Source organism: Shewanella cyperi (assembly GCF_017354985.1).
Lineage (GTDB): Bacteria > Pseudomonadota > Gammaproteobacteria > Enterobacterales > Shewanellaceae > Shewanella > Shewanella cyperi.
Map to the genome: position 1 here is coordinate 3209686 of NZ_CP071501.1, position 21178 is coordinate 3230863.

Sequence of the window (21178 nt, forward strand, 5' to 3'; positions counted from 1 at the left end):
GTGCAAATGGATGGCGGCCAGTGTACTAAGATTCCGCAGCGAGTGCCATGGCAGGCACTCGGCCTGCTCAGTTCCTGTGCCAGGGCCGGCGCAGGCCCGTGGTTAAATGGTCCAGTGGCGAGGGTTTGGCAATGGCATAGCCCTGGGCATAATCGACCCCCAGCTGCATCAGGCGCTCGCCTATGGCGCTGGACTCGACAAATTCGGCCACCACCTCGAAGTCCATTTCACGACCCAGCTGGCAGATGGCGGCCACTATGGCCTGATCGGCCTTGTTGTCGCACAGATTCACCACGAACTGGCCATCGATTTTGACCAGGTCCACATCCAGGCGCTTAAGGTAGGCAAAACTGGAAAAGCCCGAGCCAAAGTCATCCAGCGCCAACTTGCAGCCCAGGGGCCTGAGCAGCTCGATAAGTTGCTGGGCCTGCTCCACCTGGCTGACGGCGGCGGTTTCGGTAATTTCAAAACAGAGCTTGTTCACCAACTCCGGCTCAGCCAGCAGGCGCATCTCCAGCCAATCCATGAATTCACTGTCGCCAAGGGAGGTGGCCGACAGGTTCACCGACACCAGTTCCAGCTCCTGCCACAGCGCCAGATTACAGCCGCCCCAGCGCAGCATGTGATCCACCACCCAGCGATCGATACGGGGCGCCAGGTTGTAGCGCTCCGCCGCCGGCAGGAAGATCCCCGGTGACAGCATCTTGCCGGGTTCCTGCTCCAGGCGCAGCAAGATTTCCAGGTGGGCGCCCCTGTGCTGCCCCGTCAGGGGCTCTATGGGCTGGCAATACAGCTGGAAGCGGTTCTGGTTGAGCGCATCAATTATATCCACCGAGGCCGCCATTTCGGTGTAGAGCCTATGCATTCGGGGATCCGTCGGGCAGTAAATATGCCAGCCATTGCGGCCTTGCTCCTTGGCCACACGGCAGGCGGCATCGGCGCGGCTCATATAGGTATAAATGTCGCTGGCCTCGGCATCCAGGGGCGCTATGCCCATACTGACGCTGACATTGTGGCGCTTCTGCTCCCAGCTGAAATCATGGCCGGCCAGCTGGCTGCAGATCCTTTGGGCTATGACCCTGGCCGTGTCCAGGTTGCAGTAGTGCATCAGGATGGCGAACTCATCGCCCCCCAACCGCGCCACAGTATCACCCTTGCGCACCAGCTGCTTGAGCCGCAATGCCACCTGGCACAGCAGCTTGTCCCCGGCCTGATGGCCGCTGACATTGTTGATCACCTGAAACTGGTCGAGGTCCAAAAAGGCCACGCACACGGGTTCCTCACCGCTGACCGGCAGCTGCCGGGCCAGCAGGGCCTCAAAATGAAACCGGTTCGGCAAGCCGGTGAGGGCATCGTAGTTGGCGTGGAAGGACAGCTCATCGGCAAGCCTGTGTCGTTCGCTGACATCGTCCGCCAGCATCAGCAGGTGCTGGGGATCGTCGCTCATGCGGCTGAAACTGAGCTTGAGCCACAGGGGATGGGGACGATTGAAGGAGACCTCACACCAGGCCTGGTGCAGCACGCCGTCGCGCACCACCTTGAGGGTGTCGAGCAAAATGGCGCTCTCTTCGGGTTTTATCAGGCCGAGCAAATCCGTGCCCTCCACCAAAGGCAGATTCTGGCGCGCAATGGCATTGAGCATGCTAACCCTGTTGTGCCTGTCCACCAGGCAACAGGACAGGGGTAATTGGTTGAATAACTCCTGGTATTTATGCTCACTCACCAGCAGCGCCTGGGCGATGCGGGTCAGCTCCATGGCCGCCCCTATCAGGGTGGCAGCTGTGCCCAACTCGTTGATAAAACCTGCATCCCACTCCCGCGGACGCTGGCAATTGACCGCCCCCACGGCGATGCGGGTTTCCCCGAACTGCACCGGCGGCAGCACCAGCAGACTCTTGACCTGCCATTGACGCAGCAATTGCTTCTCGGCGTTGGCCTGCAAAGGAAGTTCGGCGATATCTTTAACATTCAATAATTTGGGCTGGCGCATCAGCTGGCGGAAAAAAGGCATCCGTTCCAGGGGCCAGTGGCGCGGATTGGCACCGCCGGTCACCCCGGGTCTGAGATAGAGGTTGCGGGGCCGGATGCCGCCGATACCGGCAAAGGCCGACAGCACAAACACCCCGTCACAATCGAGCTGGGCCGTGATGGTCTTCAACGCCCGGTCGACATTTTGCTCCAGGGTCACCAGGGGAGCGTCGCCAAAGATCCCGGCCAGGGCGGTTTGCAGTGAAGAAATCGATTCGGCTTGCATCAGTGGCGTCTTCCCGGAAGCATAAGTGATTGTTGCAATCTGCATTCAGTATAGGCAAAGCTAACCCAATGATAAGTAGAGCCAGATCATAAAGATTGGATGGAAAATCCCATGAGTACTTCCCCCAATACCCTGAAACAGAGGTTGTTTCTGGGATTCGCTCCGGACGAGTCCCAGCGCCGGCAACTACAGGCACTGCAAAGGGAGTTGCAGCACCAGCAAACGACGCCCCAGGAATGGCGCCCGGTGCTGAAGGATAACCTGCACCTGACCCTGGCTTTTCTTGGCAATGCCAGTCCGGAGCAGCGACGGGAACTGGAGCTGGGCATAGGCCAGATACATAAACCGCGATTTGTGCAGCGACTCGAGCGCTTGCAGCTTTGGCGAGGCCCGGGAGTGCTGTGCCTTGGGGGGCACGCCGAAGATGATGGCTTGCTGCGGCTTTACCGGGACAGCCAGACCCTGGCGGGCAATTTGGGGCTGCAGCAGAGCGAACATGGTTTCCATCCCCACATTACCCTGTTTCGCAAGGCCAAGGCCGGTCAGCTGCCAACGCTGTCGCCCGAGCCGTTAACCCTGAAACCTGAGCTGCTGCACCTATATTGGTCGGAATCAACCCCTGGCGGGGTGCGCTACCGGATATTGCACAGCTGGGATCTTGGCTGAGACCGTTCTGGTTCGGAACCCAGAACGCCAGCTTAAAGAAGAGCCCCGGCTCAGAGATTTTTATACATGATGCAGCAGTCGAGGCTGATGCCGCGGGGACTTTGGTAACTGGCCATCCGCTCCTCACCGAAGCCGCAGCGGCGATAGAAGTCGATGGCATTGAGGGTGGACTCCAGGCGCAGACGCTTAAGTCCCTTGTTTCTCGCCAGCGCTTCGGCGAAGGTCACCAGCGCCCGCCCCGTGCCCCGGCCCATTTCCGACGGGGCCACAAACACGGCTTCCAGCTGACCTTCACCGGGCAAAAGTTCAGGGTTATCGCAATCGAGCATCACGCTGCCGACCACCTGGGAACCCTGACTCCTTTCGTCGCGGCAGGCGATATAGAAATGCCCGGCCACCACCTCGCTGAAGCCGGCGCTGGGCTGGCCCTCGGTCCAACTGGCCAGCAGGTCGTCCGGATAATGACCAGGGCAACCGGCCAAAATGGAGGCCACCCGCAGGTTCCAAATGGCCTGGGTGTCTTCCGCTGTGGCCTTGATAATTTTCAGCTCTGTTTCCCTCTGCATGCCTGTACTCCCTGAATAATCCAAGTTTCACGCTACCATGGAATCAACTGACGGGTAACCCTGATAAAAAAACGCCCCGACAATGCGGGGCGTCTTTTCAGTGCCGACAGCGGCTGAGACTCAATCAGTCCTTCAGCAGCTCGGCTATGGTCAGCACCCCGTGGGTGGTGGCACCGGCGGCCCACAGGGCACCGGCGCTGTCTTCAAAGGCGGCGGCCAAGTCCACGTGCAGCCACTTGGCCTCGGGGGCGACAAAGCGCCACAGGAAACCGGCGGCATTGGAGGCACCACCGGCACCGCCACCCTTGACCGGACGGCTGTTGGCGGTATCGGCATAAGCCGAAGGACACATGTCCTTGTGCCAGGGCTCCAGCGGCAGGGCCCATACCTTCTCGGCCACACTCTTGGCCTTGGTACGGGCCAGGTCCAGCACGGTCTCATCGGGGGAGAAGATGGCGTTGTAGTTGCCACCCACGGCCATGACGGCGGCGCCGGTCAGGGTCGCTGCATCTATGATGAAAGGCGCGCCCGAGGCCGACGCGGCCTGCAGGCCATCTGCCAGCACCAGACGGCCCTCGGCATCTGTGTTAACCACTTCCACTGTCACACCGTTCTTGTAGCTGAGGATATCACCCAGTTTGAAGGCACGGCCGCTGACCAGGTTCTCGGCGCAGCACAGGAACAGCTTGACCCGCTTGTTCAGGCCCTGACGTATGGCCAGGCCCAGAGCGGCGGTCACGGTGGCGGCGCCACCCATGTCGCACTTCATATTCAGCATGCCTTCGGAGGCCTTGAGGCTGTATCCGCCTGAGTCGAAGGTGATGCCCTTGCCCACCAAAGCCACGGACACAGGGGCGTCGGCCCCCAGCGGGTTATAATCCAGCTCCAGCATCACGGGTGGACGCTCGCTGCCACGGCCCACGGCGTGGATCCCCACCCATTGCTCTTCCAGCAGGGCTTCGCCTTCTATGATGCGGAAACTGACGGCATCGCCACCCAGGGTCTTGAGCCAGTTGGCGGCCTGGGTCGCCAATTTTTGTGGTGGCAGGTTTTCCGGGGTTTCGTTGATAAGACCACGGGCAAAACGGGCCGCTTCCATACGTTGTTCCAGGGTGGCAACGGTTGCTGCATCGCCGGTCCAGTTCAGCTGCCAGCCCGGTTTGGCGGTGACAAAGCCCTGGGCGAACGACCACTGGCGATTCAGGTCCCAGTCTTGCCCTTCCAGGTTGACCGTGGTCACGCCCTGATTGCGCAGCTTGCGGGCCGCCATCTGGATCTGGCGCAGTTCATCGCCATTGCCCAGATGAATGCGGGCAGCACCGCCGTCAAAGGTCACATCGGCCTTGCCCCATTGGGGGGCGGCTGCTTCCTGGGTAAGAAGAACGCTCATTGCTTGTGTCATTGGAATTCCTTTATTTGGCTTGAGTATGTGCGGCTTTGCCACTGCAGGACCGGGATGCCGCAAATGGCAAGAGTGTACTGCATCCACGCCGGTTAACCCAAGCCCCCAACGGAACGCTTATATCTGAACCCGGGCTTACGCGGCGGACAAATTCCAGTACACTGCCCCACTGGCTATGCCCCATAAAATAAGCCCCATAACATAAGCCCCATAAAATCTGCCGCACCGACACCGCGTCACCGCCATGGTCTGAAAATCAAGGAGCCAAGATGCAATTCGACCCGCCATTGTCACAGGGAATACTGCTCAGAAGGTACAAGCGTTTCCTGGCCGATGTGCAGCTGCCGGACGGCAGCGAAATCACCCTGCACTGCCCCAACACGGGTTCCATGCGCCATTGTCTGTTTCCCGGTGAGCCTGTGTGGTTTTCCACCTCAGACAACCCCAAACGCAAATACGCCCATACCTGGGAATTGGCCCGGAACGACCAAGGGCAGCTTATCGGCATCAACACCGGTCGTGCCAATGCCCTGGCCGAAGAAGCGATTCTGGACGGGCGCATTGCCGCCCTCAGCGGTTATCAAAGCCTGAAGCGGGAGGTTAAATACGGTGAGGAAAACAGCCGCATTGATATTCTGCTGAGCCAGGGCAGCAAGCCCGACTGCTTTATCGAAATCAAGAGCTGCACCCTGCTGGAACAGGGCCCGGATTTCGCCCCCGGCACTGGCTGTTTCCCCGATGCGGTGTCCGAGCGCGGCCAGAAACATTTGCGCGAGCTGATGGCGGTACGTGCAGCCGGAAAAAGGGCGGTTTTACTCTTTGTGGTGCAGCATTCTGGCATAGAAAAAGTAATGCCCGCAGACCATATAGACCCGCGCTACGGCGAGCTGCTGCGTGAGGCAAAATCGGCCGGAGTCGAGCTGCTGGCCTGGGCTGCCGAACTTTCGCCCCGGGAAGTGAAGCTCATCAAAGAACTGCCGGTAGAATGTTGACGGCATAGAAAAAATGCCGGTCGAAATAATTGAAATCAGTGGCTAAAAAGCACATAGTCAAAGAATTAGCCATTGACAGAGTAAAATGTTTGCCAGCCTTGGCGTATTTTGCTATAGATAGCGGCCGATCTTACAGACGCCCGACAACGCAAATGATTACAGGAGATGCGTTATGCCTGAAGGCACTAAAAAACTTGGCGTACTCGCTATCGCAGGTGTAGAACCCTACCAGGAAAAGCCTGGTGAAGAGTATATGAACGACCTGCAGATGGGCCACTTCAAGAAGATCCTTGAAGCCTGGCGCAACCAACTGCGCGAAGAGGTGGATCGCACCCTCAGCCACATGCAGGACGAAGCCGCCAACTTCCCCGATCCCGTCGATCGTGCTGCCCAGGAAGAAGAATTCAGTCTGGAATTGCGTGCCCGTGACCGTGAGCGCAAGCTGATCAAGAAGATTGAAAAGACGCTGCAAAAGATCGAAGAAGATGATTTTGGTTTCTGCGATTCCTGTGGCGTGGAAATCGGTATCCGCCGCCTGGAAGCCCGTCCAACGGCCGATCTCTGCATCGACTGCAAGACCCTGGCCGAAATCAAAGAAAAGCAGATGGCCGGTTAAGCCGGTGACATCCAGCGCGGGGCCAAGGCCCCGCTCGCTTTTTCTGCCCCTGCTTTTTCTGCCCCTGATAGTTCCGCCCGTCCACTTATGTCTCCGATAGCCGCATCCAACCCCTACATAGGCCGCTTTGCGCCCTCACCCTCAGGTGCCCTGCATTTTGGCTCCCTGATTGCCGCCCTCGGCAGCTATTTGCGTGCCCGCGCCATGCAAGGCCGTTGGCTGCTGCGCATCGAAGACATAGACCCGCCACGGGAAGTGCCCGGCGCCAGCGATGCCATACTGCGCACCCTGGAGGCCTTCGGTTTGCATTGGGATGGCGAGGTCTTGTACCAAAGCTCGCGCACCGAGGCCTACGAGGAGCGAATAACCCGGCTGCTCAGCGCAGGCGAGGCCTATTTCTGCCAGTGCAGCCGCAAACAAATCCAGGCCGCAGGCGGTATCTATGATGGCCACTGCCGGGATCTGGGCCTGACGTCGGGAGCCATCCGCATCCACAACCGCGCGGCCGTGGCCAGCTTTGAAGATAAACTCATGGGGTTGGTGCAGGTCGAGCCCGGCTTTGCCGGTGAAGATTTCATTATCAAGCGCAGCGATGGTCTCTATGCCTACCAGCTGGCGGTGGTGATGGACGATGCCATGAGCGGCATTACCGAGATAGTGCGTGGCTGCGATCTGATTGAGGCCAGCTGCCGCCAACTGAGCCTGTTCCGCCAATTCGGCGCCCCCGAGCCCGACTTTCTGCATTTGCCCCTGGCCTGTGCCGAACCCGGTTTCAAACTGTCGAAACAAAACCGCGCCCAGCCGGTGGATGATGACAACCCGGCCCCGGCGCTGCTCAGGGCTCTGACCTTTCTGGGGCAGGCGCCGGTGACTGTCGACAGCCCGGAGCGCATGTTGGCCCAGGCGGTCAGCCAGTTCACCCTGGATTCCATCCCCAGGCAAAGGGAGATACTGCTTGGCAGCTGATATATTCATCGGCGGTCATCAGTGTGGCGGATTGCTGCCTGGCTCGGGCCGGCAACAGATCCGCTGTCACACATTGGCCCTGTTCACACAATTGCCCGGGCAGAGAGATACTGCTTGGCCGCTGATATACTCATCGGCGGTCATTTGGTATATGATACCCGCCAGATTTTTAACCCGATAACATGACGTTCCGAGGTGTCCCATTTTTCGCCGTATCAGTCAGTTCTGTAAACAGCTGTTTGTAGACCCAAGCGTCGCTCCAACCGTTGAGGCGGTCAGCCAGACCGAATCCGGTTCGGGATTGAGTCTCAGCGTCGTTCCCAGAAATGCCCACACCATCTCCCGCAAGAGCATCAGCGAAAATGCCCTTAAGGTGTTGTATCGCCTGAATAAGGCTGGCTATCAGGCCTACCTGGTCGGTGGCGGTGTGCGCGATCTGCTGCTGGGTATGGAACCCAAGGACTTCGACGTGGTGACCAACGCCACCCCGGAAGACATCAAGAAACTGTTCCGCAACTGCCGTATCGTCGGCCGTCGCTTCCGGCTGGCCCACATAGTTTTTGGCCGTGATGTGATTGAGGTAGCGACCTTCCGTGGTCACCACGGTGAGGAAGACGGCGACAAGATTTCCAAGGCCAACGCCGAGGGCCGCTTGCTGCGCGACAACGTTTACGGCGACATAGATGAAGACGCCGAGCGCCGTGACTTTACCGTCAACGCCCTGTATTACGATATTGCCGACTACTCCATTCGCAGCTACGGCGGCGGCATGGAAGACCTCAATGACGGCGTGCTGCGCCTGATTGGCGATCCCGAGACCCGCTATCGCGAAGATCCCGTGCGCATGATCCGTGCCGTGCGCTTTGCCACCAAGCTCGGCATGCGCATCGAAGATGCCACCGCGGCCCCGATCCGTACCCTGGCGCCACTGCTGCGTGACATTCCCGCCGCCCGAATGTACGAGGAAGTGCTCAAGCTGTTCTTCGCCGGTAAGGCCCAGGCCAACTACCAGATGATGCAGGACTATCAGCTGTTCGAGCCCCTGTTCCCGCTGCTGCAAAACAGCATCAACGAGTCGACCAAGGGGCCCGCGGCCCGCATGGTGCAACTGGTGATGCGCAACACCGACCTGCGGGTGCTGGAAGACAAGCCCGTAACCCCGGCCTTCTTCTACGCTGCCCTGCTCTGGTATCCGCTGCGGGCCCGCGCCGAGGAAATCGCCCTGGAAAGCGGCTTGGGTATCTATGATGCCTATTTCGCCGCCATGGGTGATGTGATGGAGCAACAATGCCAAACCATCAGTATTCCCCGCCGTTTCAGCACCCCGGCCAAGGACATCTGGCAGCTGCAGATGCGCTTCGAGCGCAGCATGGGCACCCGTGCCTTCAAGCTGATGGAAAATCCCAAGTTCCGCGCCGCCTACGATCTGCTGTTGCTTCGGGCCGAGGCCGAGGGTGGCCCGCTGGCCAAAACCGCTGCCTGGTGGCAACGTTTTGTTGAAGCCGACGAAGAAGAGCGCGGTGACATTGCCCGCGCCAGCAACAAGGGTGCCGGCAAGAACCGCAAGTCGCGGGTCCGCCGTCGCCGTGGTCCCTCAGAGGGTGGTCAACAGGCGGCCAGCGGCGAATGACCCGGGTCTATATCGCCCTCGGCGCCAACCTCGCCGAACCCAAGCAACAATTGGACAGGGCCTGTGCGGCCCTGTCTGCTTTGGCGGCCCCCGGTAGCTTCAGGGTGTCATCCTATTACGCCTCCCGCCCCATGGGAGAGGTGGCCCAGCCCGACTATGTCAATGCGGTGGCAAGCCTGGAGACAGAGTTGGCACCGCTGGCGCTGCTGGACGCGCTGCAGGCCATAGAGCTTGACCAGGGCCGCGAGCGCCTGCTGCGCTGGGGCCCCAGAACCCTGGATCTGGACCTCTTGCTCTATGGCGATATCACCATGGACAGCGAGCGCCTGACCCTGCCCCATTACGGTATGAAACAACGCAGCTTTGTGCTGGTGCCGCTCCATGAGCTGACACCGGATTTGGTCCTGCCCTGCGGCACGTCCCTGGGAGACCTGGTCAACCAGGGCTTACGGGACGAGCTTCACCAACTGGGCCAAGAGGATTGAAGTCCGACCAGAGTTGGCATATAACTCCACTTCCACACGCAGTATAAGATTGACCTATATGGCTAAAGTGACTACATCAAGCCTGCTGAAAATGAAGCAGGAAGGCAAAAAATTCACGGCTCTGACCGCCTATGACGCCAGCTTTGCCGGCGCCTTTGATGCCGAAGGCATTGAAATATTACTGGTGGGGGATTCCCTGGGCATGGTGTTGCAGGGCAATGAAGATACCCTGCCGGTGACCACGGACGAAATCGCCTATCACACCCGCTCGGTGCGCCGCGGCATCAAGCAATCACTGCTGATCGCCGACATGCCCTTTATGAGCTATGCCACCCCTGAGCAGGCCATGCACAATGCCGCCATCCTGATGCAGGCCGGTGCCAACATGGTCAAGCTTGAAGGTGGCCAGTGGCTGCTGCAAACCGTCACCATGTTGACCGAGCGCGGCATCCCCGTGTGTGCCCACCTGGGCCTGACGCCGCAGTCGGTCAACGTGTTCGGCGGCTTCAAGATCCAGGGCCGCGACGAGGCCAATGCCAAACGCATTCTTGAGGAAGCCAAGGCCCTGCAGGCCGCCGGTGCCCAACTCCTGGTATTGGAATGTATCCCCGCCTCCCTGGCCAAGACCATCACACAGGCCCTGACCATACCCGTTATCGGCATAGGCGCCGGTGCCGACACCGATGGCCAGATCCTGGTGATGCACGATGTTCTGGGGATCTCCAGCGGCTACATACCCAAGTTCTCCAAGAACTACCTGGCGCAAACCGGTGAAATCCGCGCCGCGGTAAAAGCCTTTAAGGAGGAAGTCGCCAACGGCACTTTCCCCGGCAAAGAACACACATTTAATTGAGATCCAGATGCACACCACAGCCTTAATTGATGAAATCCGCGCCCAGGTTCGCGCCTGGCGTGCCCGCGGCGAAACCGTGGCCTTTGTGCCCACCATGGGTAACCTGCATGCGGGCCATATTCACCTGGTAAATGAAGCCCGCAAGCGTGCCGACCACGTGGTGGCATCCATCTTCGTCAACCCCATGCAGTTTGGCAAAAATGAAGATCTCGACGCCTATCCACGCACCCTGGCCGATGACCAAGCGGCCCTGACCGCCGCAGGTTGTGAACTGCTGTTTACCCCGACACCCGAAATCATCTATCCCAAGGGCCTCGACGCCCAGACCTTTGTGGAAGTGCCGGGTATTTCCGATGTGCTTTGCGGTGCCAGTCGTCCGGGGCACTTCCGCGGTGTGGCCACCATAGTGCTGAAACTGTTCAACATAGTGCAGCCCGATGTGGCTCTGTTTGGCCGCAAGGATTTCCAGCAGCTGCTGGTGATCAGGACCATGGTGGAAGATCTGTCGCTGCCGCTGGAGATAGTCGGCATAGACACAGTACGGGAAGCCTCGGGCCTGGCCATGAGTTCACGCAACGGCTATTTAACTGCCGACGAGAAGCAGCGCGCCGCGGCCCTGAAGCGCGCCCTCGACCAACTGGCGAGCGACATTCAGGCCGGTATGGCCGTTACGGATGCCTGCAACAAGGCCAATGACAGCCTGCGCCAGGCAGGATTCACCCCCGACTATATGGAAGTGCGCAGTGCCAGGACCCTGGCCGAGGCCACAGACGCCGATCGGGAACTGGTGGTACTGGCCGCCGCCCAGTTGGGCAAGGCCCGGTTGATAGACAATCTGTGCTTTAATCGCTGAGCCACAGGCTATCAACAAGGGGGGAGCATTGGCTCCCCCTTGTTATTTGCGTGGTGGAACACGCCAGCCCTAACCACCCAAACCCTTATAAAAAAACTGGTTTTTAGATAATGATTGGGCCATATTAAACACATTCACCCGCATCGCCGGCTCCAAACACAGGCAAAGGAACCCAGGCCAGATGGTAAAACTTGTCACCTGCATCCTCTGTTTACTGCCCCTGGCCGCTCAGGCCAATACCATCTACAAGTGCATCAAGGACGACAAGGTGGTGTTCTCCCAATCCGTGTGTCCCAGTGAGTTCAAACAACACGAAATCAGCTACCAACTGGGTGTGACCACAGAGGTGGATTCGGATCATGCCAAGATGAACGACCCGCTGCAGGCGCTGCTGAGCAAACACGCCCTGTCGCCGGAAAAGCTGCTGCAGTTGCTCGACAGCGAGCTGTACCGGCTGAAGCAGGAGAACAGCTACTATGAGATCCTGCGCGCCAGCGAGATGCAGAAACTGGAGCGCAAGCGTTATTGGCAGGAGAAGCGCGACGACGACACCCAATACCTGGCGGACAAGAAAGAACTCAATGACCGCTTTGACGCCCTTATCAAGCTCAACGAAGACACCATGGCCGAGTTGAGCCTGCGCCGGGATCTTATCGCCGCCGAGACCCTGCCGCTACAGCCGAGGAAATAGCCTCAGGTACGTAAGCCTATGCCGCGGGAAATCAAATAATAGGCCAGCAGCCACAAGCCACCGCAAAATCCCAACATCACAGCAAAGGACAGGCCCAGGCCTATATCGGCAAAGCCGAGGAAGCCGTAGCGGAAGATGTTGATCATATAGACCACGGGGTTCAGCGACGACACGCCGCGCCAGAAGTCCGGCAGCAGTGACAGGGAATAAAACACCCCGCCAAGGTAGGTCAGCGGCGTCAGCACAAAGGTGGGGATGATGCTGATATCATCGAAGCTCTTGGCAAACACCGCATTGATAAGCCCCCCCAGGGAAAACAGCACAGAGGTCATCAGCACTGTCAGGGCCACCAGCCCCAAATGCTGCACGCTCAAATCCACGAAGCACATGGCCACCAGCGTCACTATCAGGCCCACACACAGGCCGCGGGCCACACCGCCACCAACGTAGCCGGCAATCATCACATAGTGGGGCACGGGGGCAACAATCAGCTCCTCCAGGTTACGCTGGAACTTGGCGCTGAAAAAACTCGAGGCCACGTTGGAGTAGGAGTTGGTGATAACCGACATCATGATAAGGCCGGGGGCGATAAACTCCATGTAGGAAACGCCACCCATTTCGCCGATGCGGCTGCCCACCAGATTGCCGAAGATCAGGAAATACAAGGTCATGGTGATGGCCGGCGGCACCAGGGTCTGCACCCAGATACGGGTAAAGCGGGTGATTTCCTTGTACAGAATACTCTTGAACGCGGTCAGGTACAGGGCCTTCATGGGCGTGCTCCTTTATTCTCCACCAGGGCCACAAACAGTTCTTCCAGGCGGTTGGCCTTGTTGCGCATGGAGATCACCTCGATACCCAGTTCGCTCAAACGGGCAAACAGGCTGTTGAGGCTGTGTGACTTGGCGATGTCCACTTCCAGGGTGTGGGGATCGGTCAGGCGGGCGGGTATATCACCCAGCTCGGGCACGGCCTCAAGGTCCTGCCCCAGATCCAGCACAAAGGTCTCCATATTCAGGGTCGCCAGCAGTTTCTTCATGCTGGTGCACTGCACCAAAACGCCCTGATCTATGATGCCTATGTTGCGGCACAGCATCTCGGCCTCTTCCAGGTAGTGGGTGGTGAGTATTATGGTCACCCCCTGGCGGTTGAGCTGCTGCAAAAAGGTCCACATGGAGCGCCGCAGCTCGATATCGACCCCGGCGGTGGGCTCATCGAGAATGAGCAGCTTGGGCTCGTGCATCAGGGCCCGGGCTATCATCAAGCGCCGCTTCATGCCGCCGGACAGCTGCCGCGAGGCGGTGTTGCGCTTGTCCCACAGATCCAGTTCCTTCAGATACTTCTCGGCCCGAACCAGGGCCAGCGGCCGCGGCACCCCGTAATAACCGGCCTGGTTGACCACGATTTGCAGCACAGTCTCGAACTGGTTGAAGTTGAATTCCTGGGGCACCAGGCCGATACACAACTTGGCCTGCTCCAGCTCCCGGTCAATATCGTGGCCGAAGACCTTCACCTTGCCGCCGGTCTTGTGTACCAGGGAACTGATGATGCCTATGGTGGTGGACTTACCGGCGCCGTTGGGTCCCAGCAGGGCGAAGAAATCCCCCTGCTCAACCTTGAGGCTGATGCCCTTGACGGCTTCGGTACCGCCGGCGTAGGTCTTGCGCAATTCAGCAATTTCGAGTGCGGCAATGGAGCTCATGCTTTCTCTCTGTAGGCTTGGTTTATCTCTGTGTATCCCGATGAAAAACGGGGGCCAGGCCCCCGTTAATGTGCAGCAGACAAGCAGCTTATTCCAGCGGAATAACCTTGGCAATGTAAGGCAGATTGCGGTACTGCTCGGCGTAATCTATGCCATAGCCGACGATGAATTCGTCGGGAATGGTGAAGCCGACGAAATCCACCGGCACATTGACCTCGCGGCGCTCCGGCTTGTCCAGCAGGGTGCACAGGGCCAGGCTCTTGGGCTCACGCAGCAACAGCATTTCCCGCACCTTGTTGAGGGTGTTGCCTGAGTCGATCAAATCTTCCACTATCAGCACATCGCGACCGGCCAGATCAGACTGCACGTCCTTGAGGATTTTGACGTCACGGGAGCTGGTCATGGCATTGCCATAGCTGGAGACTGACATAAAGTCGATTTCCACATGGCCCTTGATGCGGCGGCACAGATCCGCCATGAAGACCACGGAGCCCTTGAGCAGGCCCACCATCAGCAGGCGCTCACTGTTGGCGTAGTGGGCATTGATGCGCTCAGCCATCTCGTTCAGTTTCTGGTCAATGGCCTCGGCCGAGATCATCTCTTCAATGGTGTGTTTCATATTACTCTCAATTATCAGATACCTGCGGGCTGGCTAGTTTGCCATAGCCCCAACGCCCCAGGAGTTGCTGGTCTATGCCCAGGTGGTCCAGTATGCGGGCGACCATGAAGTCTACCAGATCTGACACCGATTGGGGATTGTGATAAAAACCCGGTGCCGCCGGCATTATGGTGGCCCCCATGCGCGTCAATGACAGCATGTGCTCCAGATGAATGGCGTTGAAGGGAGTTTCCCTGGGCACCAGGATCAGCTGACCGCGCTCCTTGAGCACCACGTCCGCCGCCCGCTCCAGCAGGTTGTTGCTCATGCCGGTAGCCACGGCCGCCAGAGTGCCGGTGGAACAGGGGCAAATCACCATCTGTTTCGGCGCCGCCGAGCCCGAGGCCGGGGGTGAAAACCATTCTTCCTTGCCAAGCAGACGCAACTCACCTGCATCTGTGCCCAGCAGGCTGCGCAGTTGGGCCTCGGCCTTGTTGCTGTCGCTGCTGAGCTTGAGTCCCTCTTCGGTGGCCAGCACCACCCGGGCGGCGCTGGACACCATAAGGAACACAGTGTATTCGGCATTGAGCAGGCATTGCAGCAAGCGCAGACCATAGGGGGCGCCCGAGGCACCGGTCCAGGCCAGGCTGATACTTTTGGGGTTGGCTGTGATCACTGTGTGTCCCTGTAATTAAGTCCCGATTCAGGCCCTGTGTTTGAGCGCGTCGAGCAGCTTGCCGTGAATACCGCCAAAACCACCGTTGCTCATCACCACTATGCTGTCACCGGCTTGGCTGGACGCCACTACCCTGGCAACCAGGGTATCAATATCATAGTCCACCTGCACCGGCAGCGGTGCCTGGGCCATGGCAGCGGCCAGATCCCAGCCGATATTGTCGGCCTGGTACAGGAAGGCCAGATCCGCCAGCGCCATGGAGCCCGCCAGGGTGTCCTTGTGCACCCCGCGCTTCATGGTATTGGAGCGCGGTTCCAGCACCACAATGATCCTGCCCTCGCCCACGGCGGCCCGCAGCCCCTGCAAGGTAGTGGCAATGGCGGTGGGATGATGGGCAAAGTCATCAAACACCCTGACCCCACCAGCCTCACCCAGCAGCTCAAGGCGCCGTTTCGGCGGCGCAAATTTGGCCAGTGCCTCGATGGCGGCGGCAGGTGCCACGCCCACATGGCGGGCGGCGGCTATGGCCATGGCGGCGTTTTCCATGTTGTGCTTGCCGAGCAGGCTCCAGTCGAGCACGCCCTGCACTTCGCCCTGGAACAACACCTCAAACCTGTGGCTGTCGTCGCTCAGGGCGCGCACCTGCCAGTCGGCGCCGGCCTGATGGCTGAAGCCTTCCTGCTCGCTCCACAGCCCCTTGTCCAGTACCTGCTGCACCGCCTCGCTGTCCTTGGGCCAGATAACCTTGCCGCTGGCGGGCACGGTACGGATCAGGTGATTGAACTGACGCTGGATATCGGCGAGGGAATCGAAGATGTCGGCATGATCGAATTCCAGATTGTTGATAACCAAAGTGCGCGGCTGGTAGTGGACAAACTTGGAGCGCTTATCGAAGAAGGCGCTGTCGTATTCATCGGCCTCAACCACGAAGAAAGGCGAATTGCCAAGCCTCGCCGAGATCCCGAAATTCTGTGGCACGCCGCCGATAAGGAAGCCCGGCTCATAGCCGCAATCTTCCAAAATCCAGGCCAGCATGCTGGAGGTGGAGGTTTTGCCATGGGTACCGGACACGGCCAACACCCAGCGACCGGGTAAAATATGATCCCGCAAAAACTGCGGGCCCGAGGTATAGGCCAGGCCCTTGTCCAGCACGGCCTCGACACAGGGGTTACCGCGGCTCATGGCATTGCCTATGACCACCAGATCCGGTGCAGGATCCAGCTGTGACGGGTCAAAACCGCTGATAAGGGCTATGCCCTGCTGCTCCAGCTGGGTGCTCATGGGCGGGTAAACATTGGCATCGGACCCTGTCACCTTGTGCCCCATGGCCCTGGCGAGCAGCGCCAGGCCGCCCATGAAAGTACCGCAAATGCCGAGAATATGTACGTGCATAGACCCCATTCCGGGCGCTTTGGCAAAGCCTTAAGCGCCTCATCCAGAAAAATAATCAGCGGCTATTGTACCCATAGCGGGTGCGGGTGGCGAGCGCGGGCTTAAGGCCGATAAATGCCGGATGCCCGGCAATAAAAAAGCCGCCCACTGGCGGCTTTTCCGGATCCAAGATCACTTGAGCGCTTTGGTTTATTTGAGCGCTTTGGGCGGCATATCCAATGTGGTATCTGATTCGGCGGGCTGAGCCAGCTCGCCGGCATCGTTCTCCTCGAAGAAGTGCACCAGCACCCCGAGGATATGCAGACCAAACACAAAGTAGATCAGATCTATCGCCCACAGGTGGGCTTCCTTGGCATAGTAGGCCAGGTCTTCACTGAAGGGAGTGTCACTGCCGCCCCACCAGAGCACACCGAACAATTCCAGTGGCTTGCCATCGGCCAGCACCAGGGCCAGCCCCGTCAGCGGCATGGCAATCATCAGAAAATACAGGGTCAGATGATTGAGTCTTGCCAGCACAAGTTGATACTTGTGGCGGTAATGGGTTTGCACCGGACGCTTGTCCATGATGTAAAGCCACAGTGAACGCAGCAACAGGAACAGAATAAACCAGCCACCAAACTTCTGGTGGTACAGGGTCGCCTCCGCCCGTTGGCTGGAGTTACTGGCGAAATCCAGCATTATGGGCATGGAAAACAGCAGAATGATAAAATACACCGCACAAATCCAGTGCAACAGCCTGGCTATCTTGTAGCCATAGTCATGGATAAGATTGGATATCATGTTTGATTCTCCTAAGCAGGATCTCCCCCAGGGTAGTCGGGAGCCCTCAGGCTCCCGTTATCCTCAGAAGAACTTCTTGTAACTCAGCGAGACTGTGTCCACCGAATCGGCCAGTGCCAGGTTGCTGAAGGCACCGACCACATCGTCGAGCTGGAAGTATTGCTCGTCGTTGTTATCGTAGGTCATGTGCTCGTAACCCAATCTGACTTCGGCGGTGGGATCCAGACGATAGATCAGGGTCACGGTCGCCCACACTTCACGGCTGTCTACCAGGCCATAGTCTTTCTCTGTGCCGGCGTCATCACCGGTCAGGATCCGCGAATCCAGATCCTGGTTGATATCGGTGTAATTGACATCGGCTTCGAGGGCCAAACTGTCCTCAACCAGCTCCCATTTGGCATTCAGACCGTAGACATTGGCGGCATCGGCGAAGAATACCCGCCAGGTGCCATTGCGCTCGCCATATTGGTCCTCATCATACTCATTTCGACCCGCGTAAACTGTGATCTGGCTCTGAGCTGTAGGCATATAAGCAAAATCCAAACTATAGCTCTTGGTCTTGCTGTTCTTGACGCCGAAGTTATCCGGCTCACCGTAACTCAGGTCCTTGTAGTCCCCCGTCAAACCGATGGAAAACTCGGCGCTGGGGTTATACCTCAGGTTCAGTTGCAGCCTGTCGGTCTCGACATCGCCCTTGTGACGCTGACGCAGCAGCGGATTGATGGGCTGACCGAACACACTGGTTTCGGGGGCAATGTATTCATTGGCCTCCCTGTCTTCACGGCTGAGCTTAAGCTCGGCATCCACGCTGGTGACCGGACTCAGGTTAACCCTGAGCCACAGTTTGTCGGTGTCGCTTTCCTTGGCCACAGAACTGGTGCGCTCGAAGGCCTTGGTCTGGGCACCGGCGCTGAGTTTCACCAGTTGATTGATGCGCCAGTAAGCATCAATGGCATACTCACGCTCACTCCAGGACAGGGGCATGGTGCTGTAGGGATTACCTTTCGCTGGCGCTGTGCCATCAATCATGACGTAGGTGATGTCCAGCGGCGCAGTGCGGTTATCCCTGTCGGTGTCGCGCGCCAGCAGGTTAACGCCCACGGCCGAAGAGAACCTGTGGTTTAAATAGAACTTGAGATCCCGGTAATCCACCTCACCGTTGAGGCTGTCGGCGGGCTGTTCAATGTCGGCATTGATGGAAGCCGCCAGGAATTGAGCATTCTGGCGCGCCTTACCCTTGGCAGCGTACAGCTGAATACGGGTGTTATCGCCCAGGTTATACAGCAGATCGGCATTGACCTGGTGGAACTGGTTATCCGGATCCACTCCAAGTCGCGATGCGATAGACTTGCCCTTGCTCAGTACCGTTATGTCCTGGAAGTCAAAGTTATTTTCATAACCCGAATACAGGTAACCCACGGAGAACTGGTAGTGACTGCCCAAATACTGCAGCTTGGTGGTCAGTTCAGTGGTCAGGCTGTCAATGGCTTCCGCCAGAAACACGGGGCCGCCGTATATACCACGGGTACGGGAGCCGTCCTTGTCTGTCTGGTTGTAGCTCAGTGCCAGATTCCAATGTTCCAGGAAGTCCCAATTCAGGCCCAGTTCCAGATTTTGCCGGCTCAGGGCCGAATCCACTTCGCCCAGTTCACTGCCGGGTTCACCCAGGTTGGTGGTGCCCCAGGCGGCGTGATACAGACTCTGGGCACCGTTCATAAACAGCTCGCGGTAATAGTTTTCCTGGTAATCCAGGTTCACCTTGTAGGTTCCCTGGGAACCGAAGGCCAGCTGCAGCTGCTGTGCATCCGTGCCGAGATCCCGCAGGTCCATCTCGTAGAAACGGGCCTTGTCTTCATCCTCAGTGTTCAGGGAAAAGATGTGACCGTTGAGTATGGCACTGAGGCCCTTTTCAGATTCGCCATTGAACTGGCCATAGCGCAGCGAGTCATCAAAGATGTACTTGGTGCCTATATCTATCCAGTTGGTGAATTCCACCAGACGGGTAGTTTCATAGGGAATATCATAAAAATCAGACTTTTCATCGTCATCGGCAGCACTGGCACACAAAGGCAGGGCGCCGTAGAGGGCGAGCAGGATCCAGGAAGCCAGTTTTGAAGTTTTCATCTTGTTCGCTCCTTATCTGTGCCGCTTGATGCCGGATGGATGGTTGGAACCATGGACCGACGAGTGACAGTTCACACAGCCCTTCTGGTCAAACTTGGAATCCCCTGGCAGGTTGAGTGCGGAGTCGTGACCGCCCTTCTGCATGTGGCAGCTTTGACACAGGTAAGGTGAACGCACCTTCAGCAGGCGCATATTGTTGGAACCGTGGGCCAGGTGGCAGTTGAGACAGTTTTCGGTCACCGGCTCATGTTCCCACAGGAAAGGACCGCGTTTCTCGGCGTGACAACTGTAGCAGGTCTCGTTGACGGTAAAGCCGGTCAGCAGCGACGGGCCATTGCTGCCGTGCACCTGGTGGCAATCGGTACAGGTCACCAGGCCTTCCTTCATCGGATGGTGGCTGGCACGGTTGCTGTCGATACGCTCATTGGTATGGCAGCTGTAGCACTTCTCGGCCTGCAGCTTTTTATCCAACATGGGATCATTCTGGGTGTGCAGCTCATGGCAGCTGGTACAGCTGACATCGGCCTGTTCGTGGGCACTGCCCTGCCACTGGGCCACATGCCCCTGTTTCTGGTGGCAATTGAGACAGGCTTCTTCACGATCTTTGACCGGCGACAGCCCCAGGCTGGTGTTGAAGTTGATGGCGGGAGCCGGACGCACCTCGTCATCCTGCAGGTTGGCACCGTGACCGGCGCTCGGTCCGTGGCAGGATTCACAGCCGCGGTTATTCTTGGCAAAAGGTGAATCGGCATCGGCAATCACGGCGTGGACAGTGTGCTGAATGGCCATAATCGGCTTTTCGGCATCCACATCGTGACACTTCATACACCCCTTGGTCCCCCGGGGATCGTATTTGGGGCCATCGTCGGCAAAGGCAGGTTGCGCAAGCAGCAACCAACCGACCGCGGCCATCAGGCTCAGTTTTTTCATCATCGCTCCACCACTCATGTTTTTATTGTGTTTACGTTTCTAACTCATTGCTTTACAGCGTTAATGTTTCCATCGCCGCCCAGAGTCAGCGAATATTCAAAGCTGACAATGTGGAAGCGGCCATTGGAGGACTGGTCATGGAGGGCCAGGCCTATGTTGTATTGCTTGCCCGGTGCCAGTGCCTTGTGATTGGCATCTGCCGCCAATGGCCGGCTGAAGTCCACCACCCAGTCGGCGCCGCTATCGGTCACCTGGGCAGTTACCAGAGCGCTGTCGTTGGTTTGACGATCCTTGAGAATGATGCCGTCTATGGCACTGACATCGGCGGCCGTGTTAAATCTGGCCTGCCAATACTCAAGGAAATAACCCTTGGCCATCAAACCGGCCAAATCGCCATCGGCGACAAAATCAGTGCCGCCACCGATACGTTTTTGGATCTCCTTGCGGCTACCCGCCAGGTACTTGGTGATCTCGCGACCTGCCGCTTCCGGCATGGCTGTGCTGTCCTGGTGGCACACGGCCCAGCAACCGCCCTGGGCAAACTCGGGCACCCCGCCGTCATCGAGCATCACGGTCAGCTTTTGCAGGTACTTGCTGTCCATAACCTTGCCACCGGCAGCGGTTTTGGGTACCTGGACTCTCAGATAGAAATTGCCGGCATCAAAGGCGGCCTGCACCCTGGCATTGACAAAGGGAGTGCGGCCCGGGAAGGGATCTGTGTCAGTCTTGCCGCCCACCTGATTGGGGCCGAATTTCTTCTCATCCCCGGTGTGACACTCGAGGCAATGCATGCCGCGTTTTTCAAAGCGGGCAGCACCGTCGTGGGCCTTCTTATCGTACATCCACTCCATGCCGGTCTGGCCGGCATAAAACATAGGAACTTCTTTCACCGGGGCCGCGGCCCAATCCAGGGCCAGGGCCGGCGCAGACGCCAGCAACAGGGGGGAGCACAGGCCTATGAGCGACAGTGACAATGAACCGAATTTGTTATTCATCTTGTGT

Annotated in this window: 21 protein-coding genes; 9 read left to right on the top strand and 12 right to left on the bottom strand. The window is 58.4% G+C overall.

Going from position 1 to position 21178, the window contains the following annotated elements; all coding sequences use genetic code 11:
* Window positions 1-67 precede the first annotated feature (67 nt).
* Complete coding sequence (locus tag JYB84_RS14130; protein ID WP_207320669.1) at window positions 68-2254, bottom strand: bifunctional diguanylate cyclase/phosphodiesterase; 2187 nt, start codon at window positions 2252-2254, stop codon at window positions 68-70.
* 111 nt (window positions 2255-2365) lie between these two features.
* Between JYB84_RS14130 and thpR the strand changes: the two genes are divergently transcribed.
* Complete coding sequence (gene thpR / locus JYB84_RS14135; protein ID WP_207320670.1) at window positions 2366-2920, top strand: RNA 2',3'-cyclic phosphodiesterase; 555 nt, start codon at window positions 2366-2368, stop codon at window positions 2918-2920.
* A gap of 50 nt (window positions 2921-2970) precedes the next feature.
* On the opposite strand, the gene JYB84_RS14140 is transcribed toward thpR, so the two are convergent.
* On the bottom strand, window positions 2971-3486 hold the full coding sequence (locus tag JYB84_RS14140) for a GNAT family N-acetyltransferase (RefSeq protein ID WP_207320671.1): 516 nt from the start codon (window positions 3484-3486) through the stop codon (window positions 2971-2973).
* A 124-nt stretch (window positions 3487-3610) separates the two neighbouring features.
* A complete protein-coding gene (pepB, locus tag JYB84_RS14145) occupies window positions 3611-4888 on the bottom strand; it encodes an aminopeptidase PepB (protein WP_207320672.1) in 1278 nt (425 codons plus the stop codon).
* A gap of 269 nt (window positions 4889-5157) precedes the next feature.
* On the opposite strand from pepB, the gene sfsA reads away from it, so the two are divergent.
* The 8 genes from sfsA (at window position 5158) to JYB84_RS14185 (ending at window position 11974) form a co-directional block, all read left to right on the top strand.
* The gene (sfsA, locus tag JYB84_RS14150) at window positions 5158-5880 is read left to right on the top strand and encodes a DNA/RNA nuclease SfsA (RefSeq protein ID WP_207320673.1); all 723 of its coding nucleotides are present in this window, start codon (window positions 5158-5160) and stop codon (window positions 5878-5880) included.
* A gap of 172 nt (window positions 5881-6052) precedes the next feature.
* Window positions 6053-6496, top strand: a complete 444-nt coding sequence (gene dksA / locus JYB84_RS14155; RefSeq protein ID WP_207320674.1) for an RNA polymerase-binding protein DksA — start codon at window positions 6053-6055, stop codon at window positions 6494-6496.
* A gap of 87 nt (window positions 6497-6583) precedes the next feature.
* The gene (gene gluQRS, locus JYB84_RS14160) at window positions 6584-7462 is read left to right on the top strand and encodes a tRNA glutamyl-Q(34) synthetase GluQRS (protein ID WP_207320675.1); all 879 of its coding nucleotides are present in this window, start codon (window positions 6584-6586) and stop codon (window positions 7460-7462) included.
* A gap of 301 nt (window positions 7463-7763) precedes the next feature.
* On the top strand, window positions 7764-9092 hold the full coding sequence (gene pcnB, locus JYB84_RS14165; protein WP_228289632.1) for a polynucleotide adenylyltransferase PcnB: 1329 nt from the start codon (window positions 7764-7766) through the stop codon (window positions 9090-9092).
* Window positions 9089-9577, top strand: coding sequence for a 2-amino-4-hydroxy-6-hydroxymethyldihydropteridine diphosphokinase (gene folK / locus JYB84_RS14170; protein ID WP_207320676.1), 489 nt, complete (start codon window positions 9089-9091; stop codon window positions 9575-9577). Before pcnB ends, folK begins: the two co-directional genes overlap by 4 nt.
* A 58-nt stretch (window positions 9578-9635) precedes the next feature.
* Window positions 9636-10430, top strand: coding sequence for a 3-methyl-2-oxobutanoate hydroxymethyltransferase (gene panB / locus JYB84_RS14175; protein ID WP_207320677.1), 795 nt, complete (start codon window positions 9636-9638; stop codon window positions 10428-10430).
* A gap of 7 nt (window positions 10431-10437) precedes the next feature.
* Window positions 10438-11283: a pantoate--beta-alanine ligase gene (panC, locus tag JYB84_RS14180; protein ID WP_207320678.1), complete on the top strand. Its 846-nt coding sequence runs from the start codon at window positions 10438-10440 to the stop codon at window positions 11281-11283.
* Between the two features lie 181 nt (window positions 11284-11464).
* Window positions 11465-11974, top strand: a complete 510-nt coding sequence (locus tag JYB84_RS14185) for a DUF4124 domain-containing protein (RefSeq protein WP_207320679.1) — start codon at window positions 11465-11467, stop codon at window positions 11972-11974.
* A 2-nt stretch (window positions 11975-11976) separates the two neighbouring features.
* On the opposite strand, the gene JYB84_RS14190 is transcribed toward JYB84_RS14185, so the two are convergent.
* From JYB84_RS14190 to JYB84_RS14230, 9 genes are all read right to left on the bottom strand, one after another.
* A complete protein-coding gene (locus JYB84_RS14190; protein WP_207320680.1) occupies window positions 11977-12747 on the bottom strand; it encodes an ABC transporter permease in 771 nt (256 codons plus the stop codon).
* On the bottom strand, window positions 12744-13676 hold the full coding sequence (locus JYB84_RS14195) for an ABC transporter ATP-binding protein (RefSeq protein ID WP_207320681.1): 933 nt from the start codon (window positions 13674-13676) through the stop codon (window positions 12744-12746). The genes JYB84_RS14190 and JYB84_RS14195 overlap by 4 nt, the downstream gene beginning before the upstream one ends.
* Before the next feature lie 88 nt (window positions 13677-13764).
* On the bottom strand, window positions 13765-14295 hold the full coding sequence (gene hpt, locus JYB84_RS14200) for a hypoxanthine phosphoribosyltransferase (protein WP_207320682.1): 531 nt from the start codon (window positions 14293-14295) through the stop codon (window positions 13765-13767).
* Window positions 14296-14302: 7 nt separating this feature from the next.
* Window positions 14303-14950: a flavin prenyltransferase UbiX gene (locus tag JYB84_RS14205; RefSeq protein WP_228290790.1), complete on the bottom strand. Its 648-nt coding sequence runs from the start codon at window positions 14948-14950 to the stop codon at window positions 14303-14305.
* Window positions 14951-14977: 27 nt separating this feature from the next.
* Window positions 14978-16342 (bottom strand): UDP-N-acetylmuramate:L-alanyl-gamma-D-glutamyl-meso-diaminopimelate ligase, encoded by a 1365-nt coding sequence (gene mpl / locus JYB84_RS14210; RefSeq protein WP_207320683.1) that lies wholly within the window; start codon window positions 16340-16342, stop codon window positions 14978-14980.
* 189 nt (window positions 16343-16531) lie between these two features.
* On the bottom strand, window positions 16532-17122 hold the full coding sequence (locus tag JYB84_RS14215; protein WP_207320684.1) for a cytochrome b: 591 nt from the start codon (window positions 17120-17122) through the stop codon (window positions 16532-16534).
* A gap of 63 nt (window positions 17123-17185) precedes the next feature.
* Window positions 17186-19246 carry an MtrB/PioB family decaheme-associated outer membrane protein gene (locus JYB84_RS14220; protein ID WP_207320685.1) on the bottom strand — a complete coding sequence of 687 codons (2061 nt, stop codon included), beginning with the start codon at window positions 19244-19246 and terminating at the stop codon, window positions 17186-17188.
* 12 nt (window positions 19247-19258) lie between these two features.
* Complete coding sequence (locus JYB84_RS14225; protein ID WP_207320686.1) at window positions 19259-20179, bottom strand: DmsE family decaheme c-type cytochrome; 921 nt, start codon at window positions 20177-20179, stop codon at window positions 19259-19261.
* 41 nt (window positions 20180-20220) lie between these two features.
* Window positions 20221-21171, bottom strand: coding sequence for an ethylbenzene dehydrogenase-related protein (locus tag JYB84_RS14230; protein WP_207320687.1), 951 nt, complete (start codon window positions 21169-21171; stop codon window positions 20221-20223).
* Window positions 21172-21178: the final 7 nt, after the last annotated feature.

What these genes read in the sequence shown, in the direction of transcription:
- JYB84_RS14130 (WP_207320669.1), bottom strand. Translation starts at nt 2,254, where the DNA reads ATGCAAGCCGAATCGATTTCTTCACTGCAAACCGCCCTGGCCGGGATC.
- thpR (WP_207320670.1), top strand. Translation starts at nt 2,366, where the DNA reads ATGAGTACTTCCCCCAATACCCTGAAACAGAGGTTGTTTCTGGGATTC.
- JYB84_RS14140 (WP_207320671.1), bottom strand. Translation starts at nt 3,486, where the DNA reads ATGCAGAGGGAAACAGAGCTGAAAATTATCAAGGCCACAGCGGAAGAC.
- pepB (WP_207320672.1), bottom strand. Translation starts at nt 4,888, where the DNA reads ATGACACAAGCAATGAGCGTTCTTCTTACCCAGGAAGCAGCCGCCCCC.
- sfsA (WP_207320673.1), top strand. Translation starts at nt 5,158, where the DNA reads ATGCAATTCGACCCGCCATTGTCACAGGGAATACTGCTCAGAAGGTAC.
- dksA (WP_207320674.1), top strand. Translation starts at nt 6,053, where the DNA reads ATGCCTGAAGGCACTAAAAAACTTGGCGTACTCGCTATCGCAGGTGTA.
- gluQRS (WP_207320675.1), top strand. Translation starts at nt 6,584, where the DNA reads ATGTCTCCGATAGCCGCATCCAACCCCTACATAGGCCGCTTTGCGCCC.
- folK (WP_207320676.1), top strand. Translation starts at nt 9,089, where the DNA reads ATGACCCGGGTCTATATCGCCCTCGGCGCCAACCTCGCCGAACCCAAG.
- panB (WP_207320677.1), top strand. Translation starts at nt 9,636, where the DNA reads ATGGCTAAAGTGACTACATCAAGCCTGCTGAAAATGAAGCAGGAAGGC.
- panC (WP_207320678.1), top strand. Translation starts at nt 10,438, where the DNA reads ATGCACACCACAGCCTTAATTGATGAAATCCGCGCCCAGGTTCGCGCC.
- JYB84_RS14185 (WP_207320679.1), top strand. Translation starts at nt 11,465, where the DNA reads ATGGTAAAACTTGTCACCTGCATCCTCTGTTTACTGCCCCTGGCCGCT.
- JYB84_RS14190 (WP_207320680.1), bottom strand. Translation starts at nt 12,747, where the DNA reads ATGAAGGCCCTGTACCTGACCGCGTTCAAGAGTATTCTGTACAAGGAA.
- JYB84_RS14195 (WP_207320681.1), bottom strand. Translation starts at nt 13,676, where the DNA reads ATGAGCTCCATTGCCGCACTCGAAATTGCTGAATTGCGCAAGACCTAC.
- hpt (WP_207320682.1), bottom strand. Translation starts at nt 14,295, where the DNA reads ATGAAACACACCATTGAAGAGATGATCTCGGCCGAGGCCATTGACCAG.
- mpl (WP_207320683.1), bottom strand. Translation starts at nt 16,342, where the DNA reads ATGCACGTACATATTCTCGGCATTTGCGGTACTTTCATGGGCGGCCTG.
- JYB84_RS14215 (WP_207320684.1), bottom strand. Translation starts at nt 17,122, where the DNA reads ATGATATCCAATCTTATCCATGACTATGGCTACAAGATAGCCAGGCTG.
- JYB84_RS14220 (WP_207320685.1), bottom strand. Translation starts at nt 19,246, where the DNA reads ATGAAAACTTCAAAACTGGCTTCCTGGATCCTGCTCGCCCTCTACGGC.
- JYB84_RS14225 (WP_207320686.1), bottom strand. Translation starts at nt 20,179, where the DNA reads ATGATGAAAAAACTGAGCCTGATGGCCGCGGTCGGTTGGTTGCTGCTT.
- JYB84_RS14230 (WP_207320687.1), bottom strand. Translation starts at nt 21,171, where the DNA reads ATGAATAACAAATTCGGTTCATTGTCACTGTCGCTCATAGGCCTGTGC.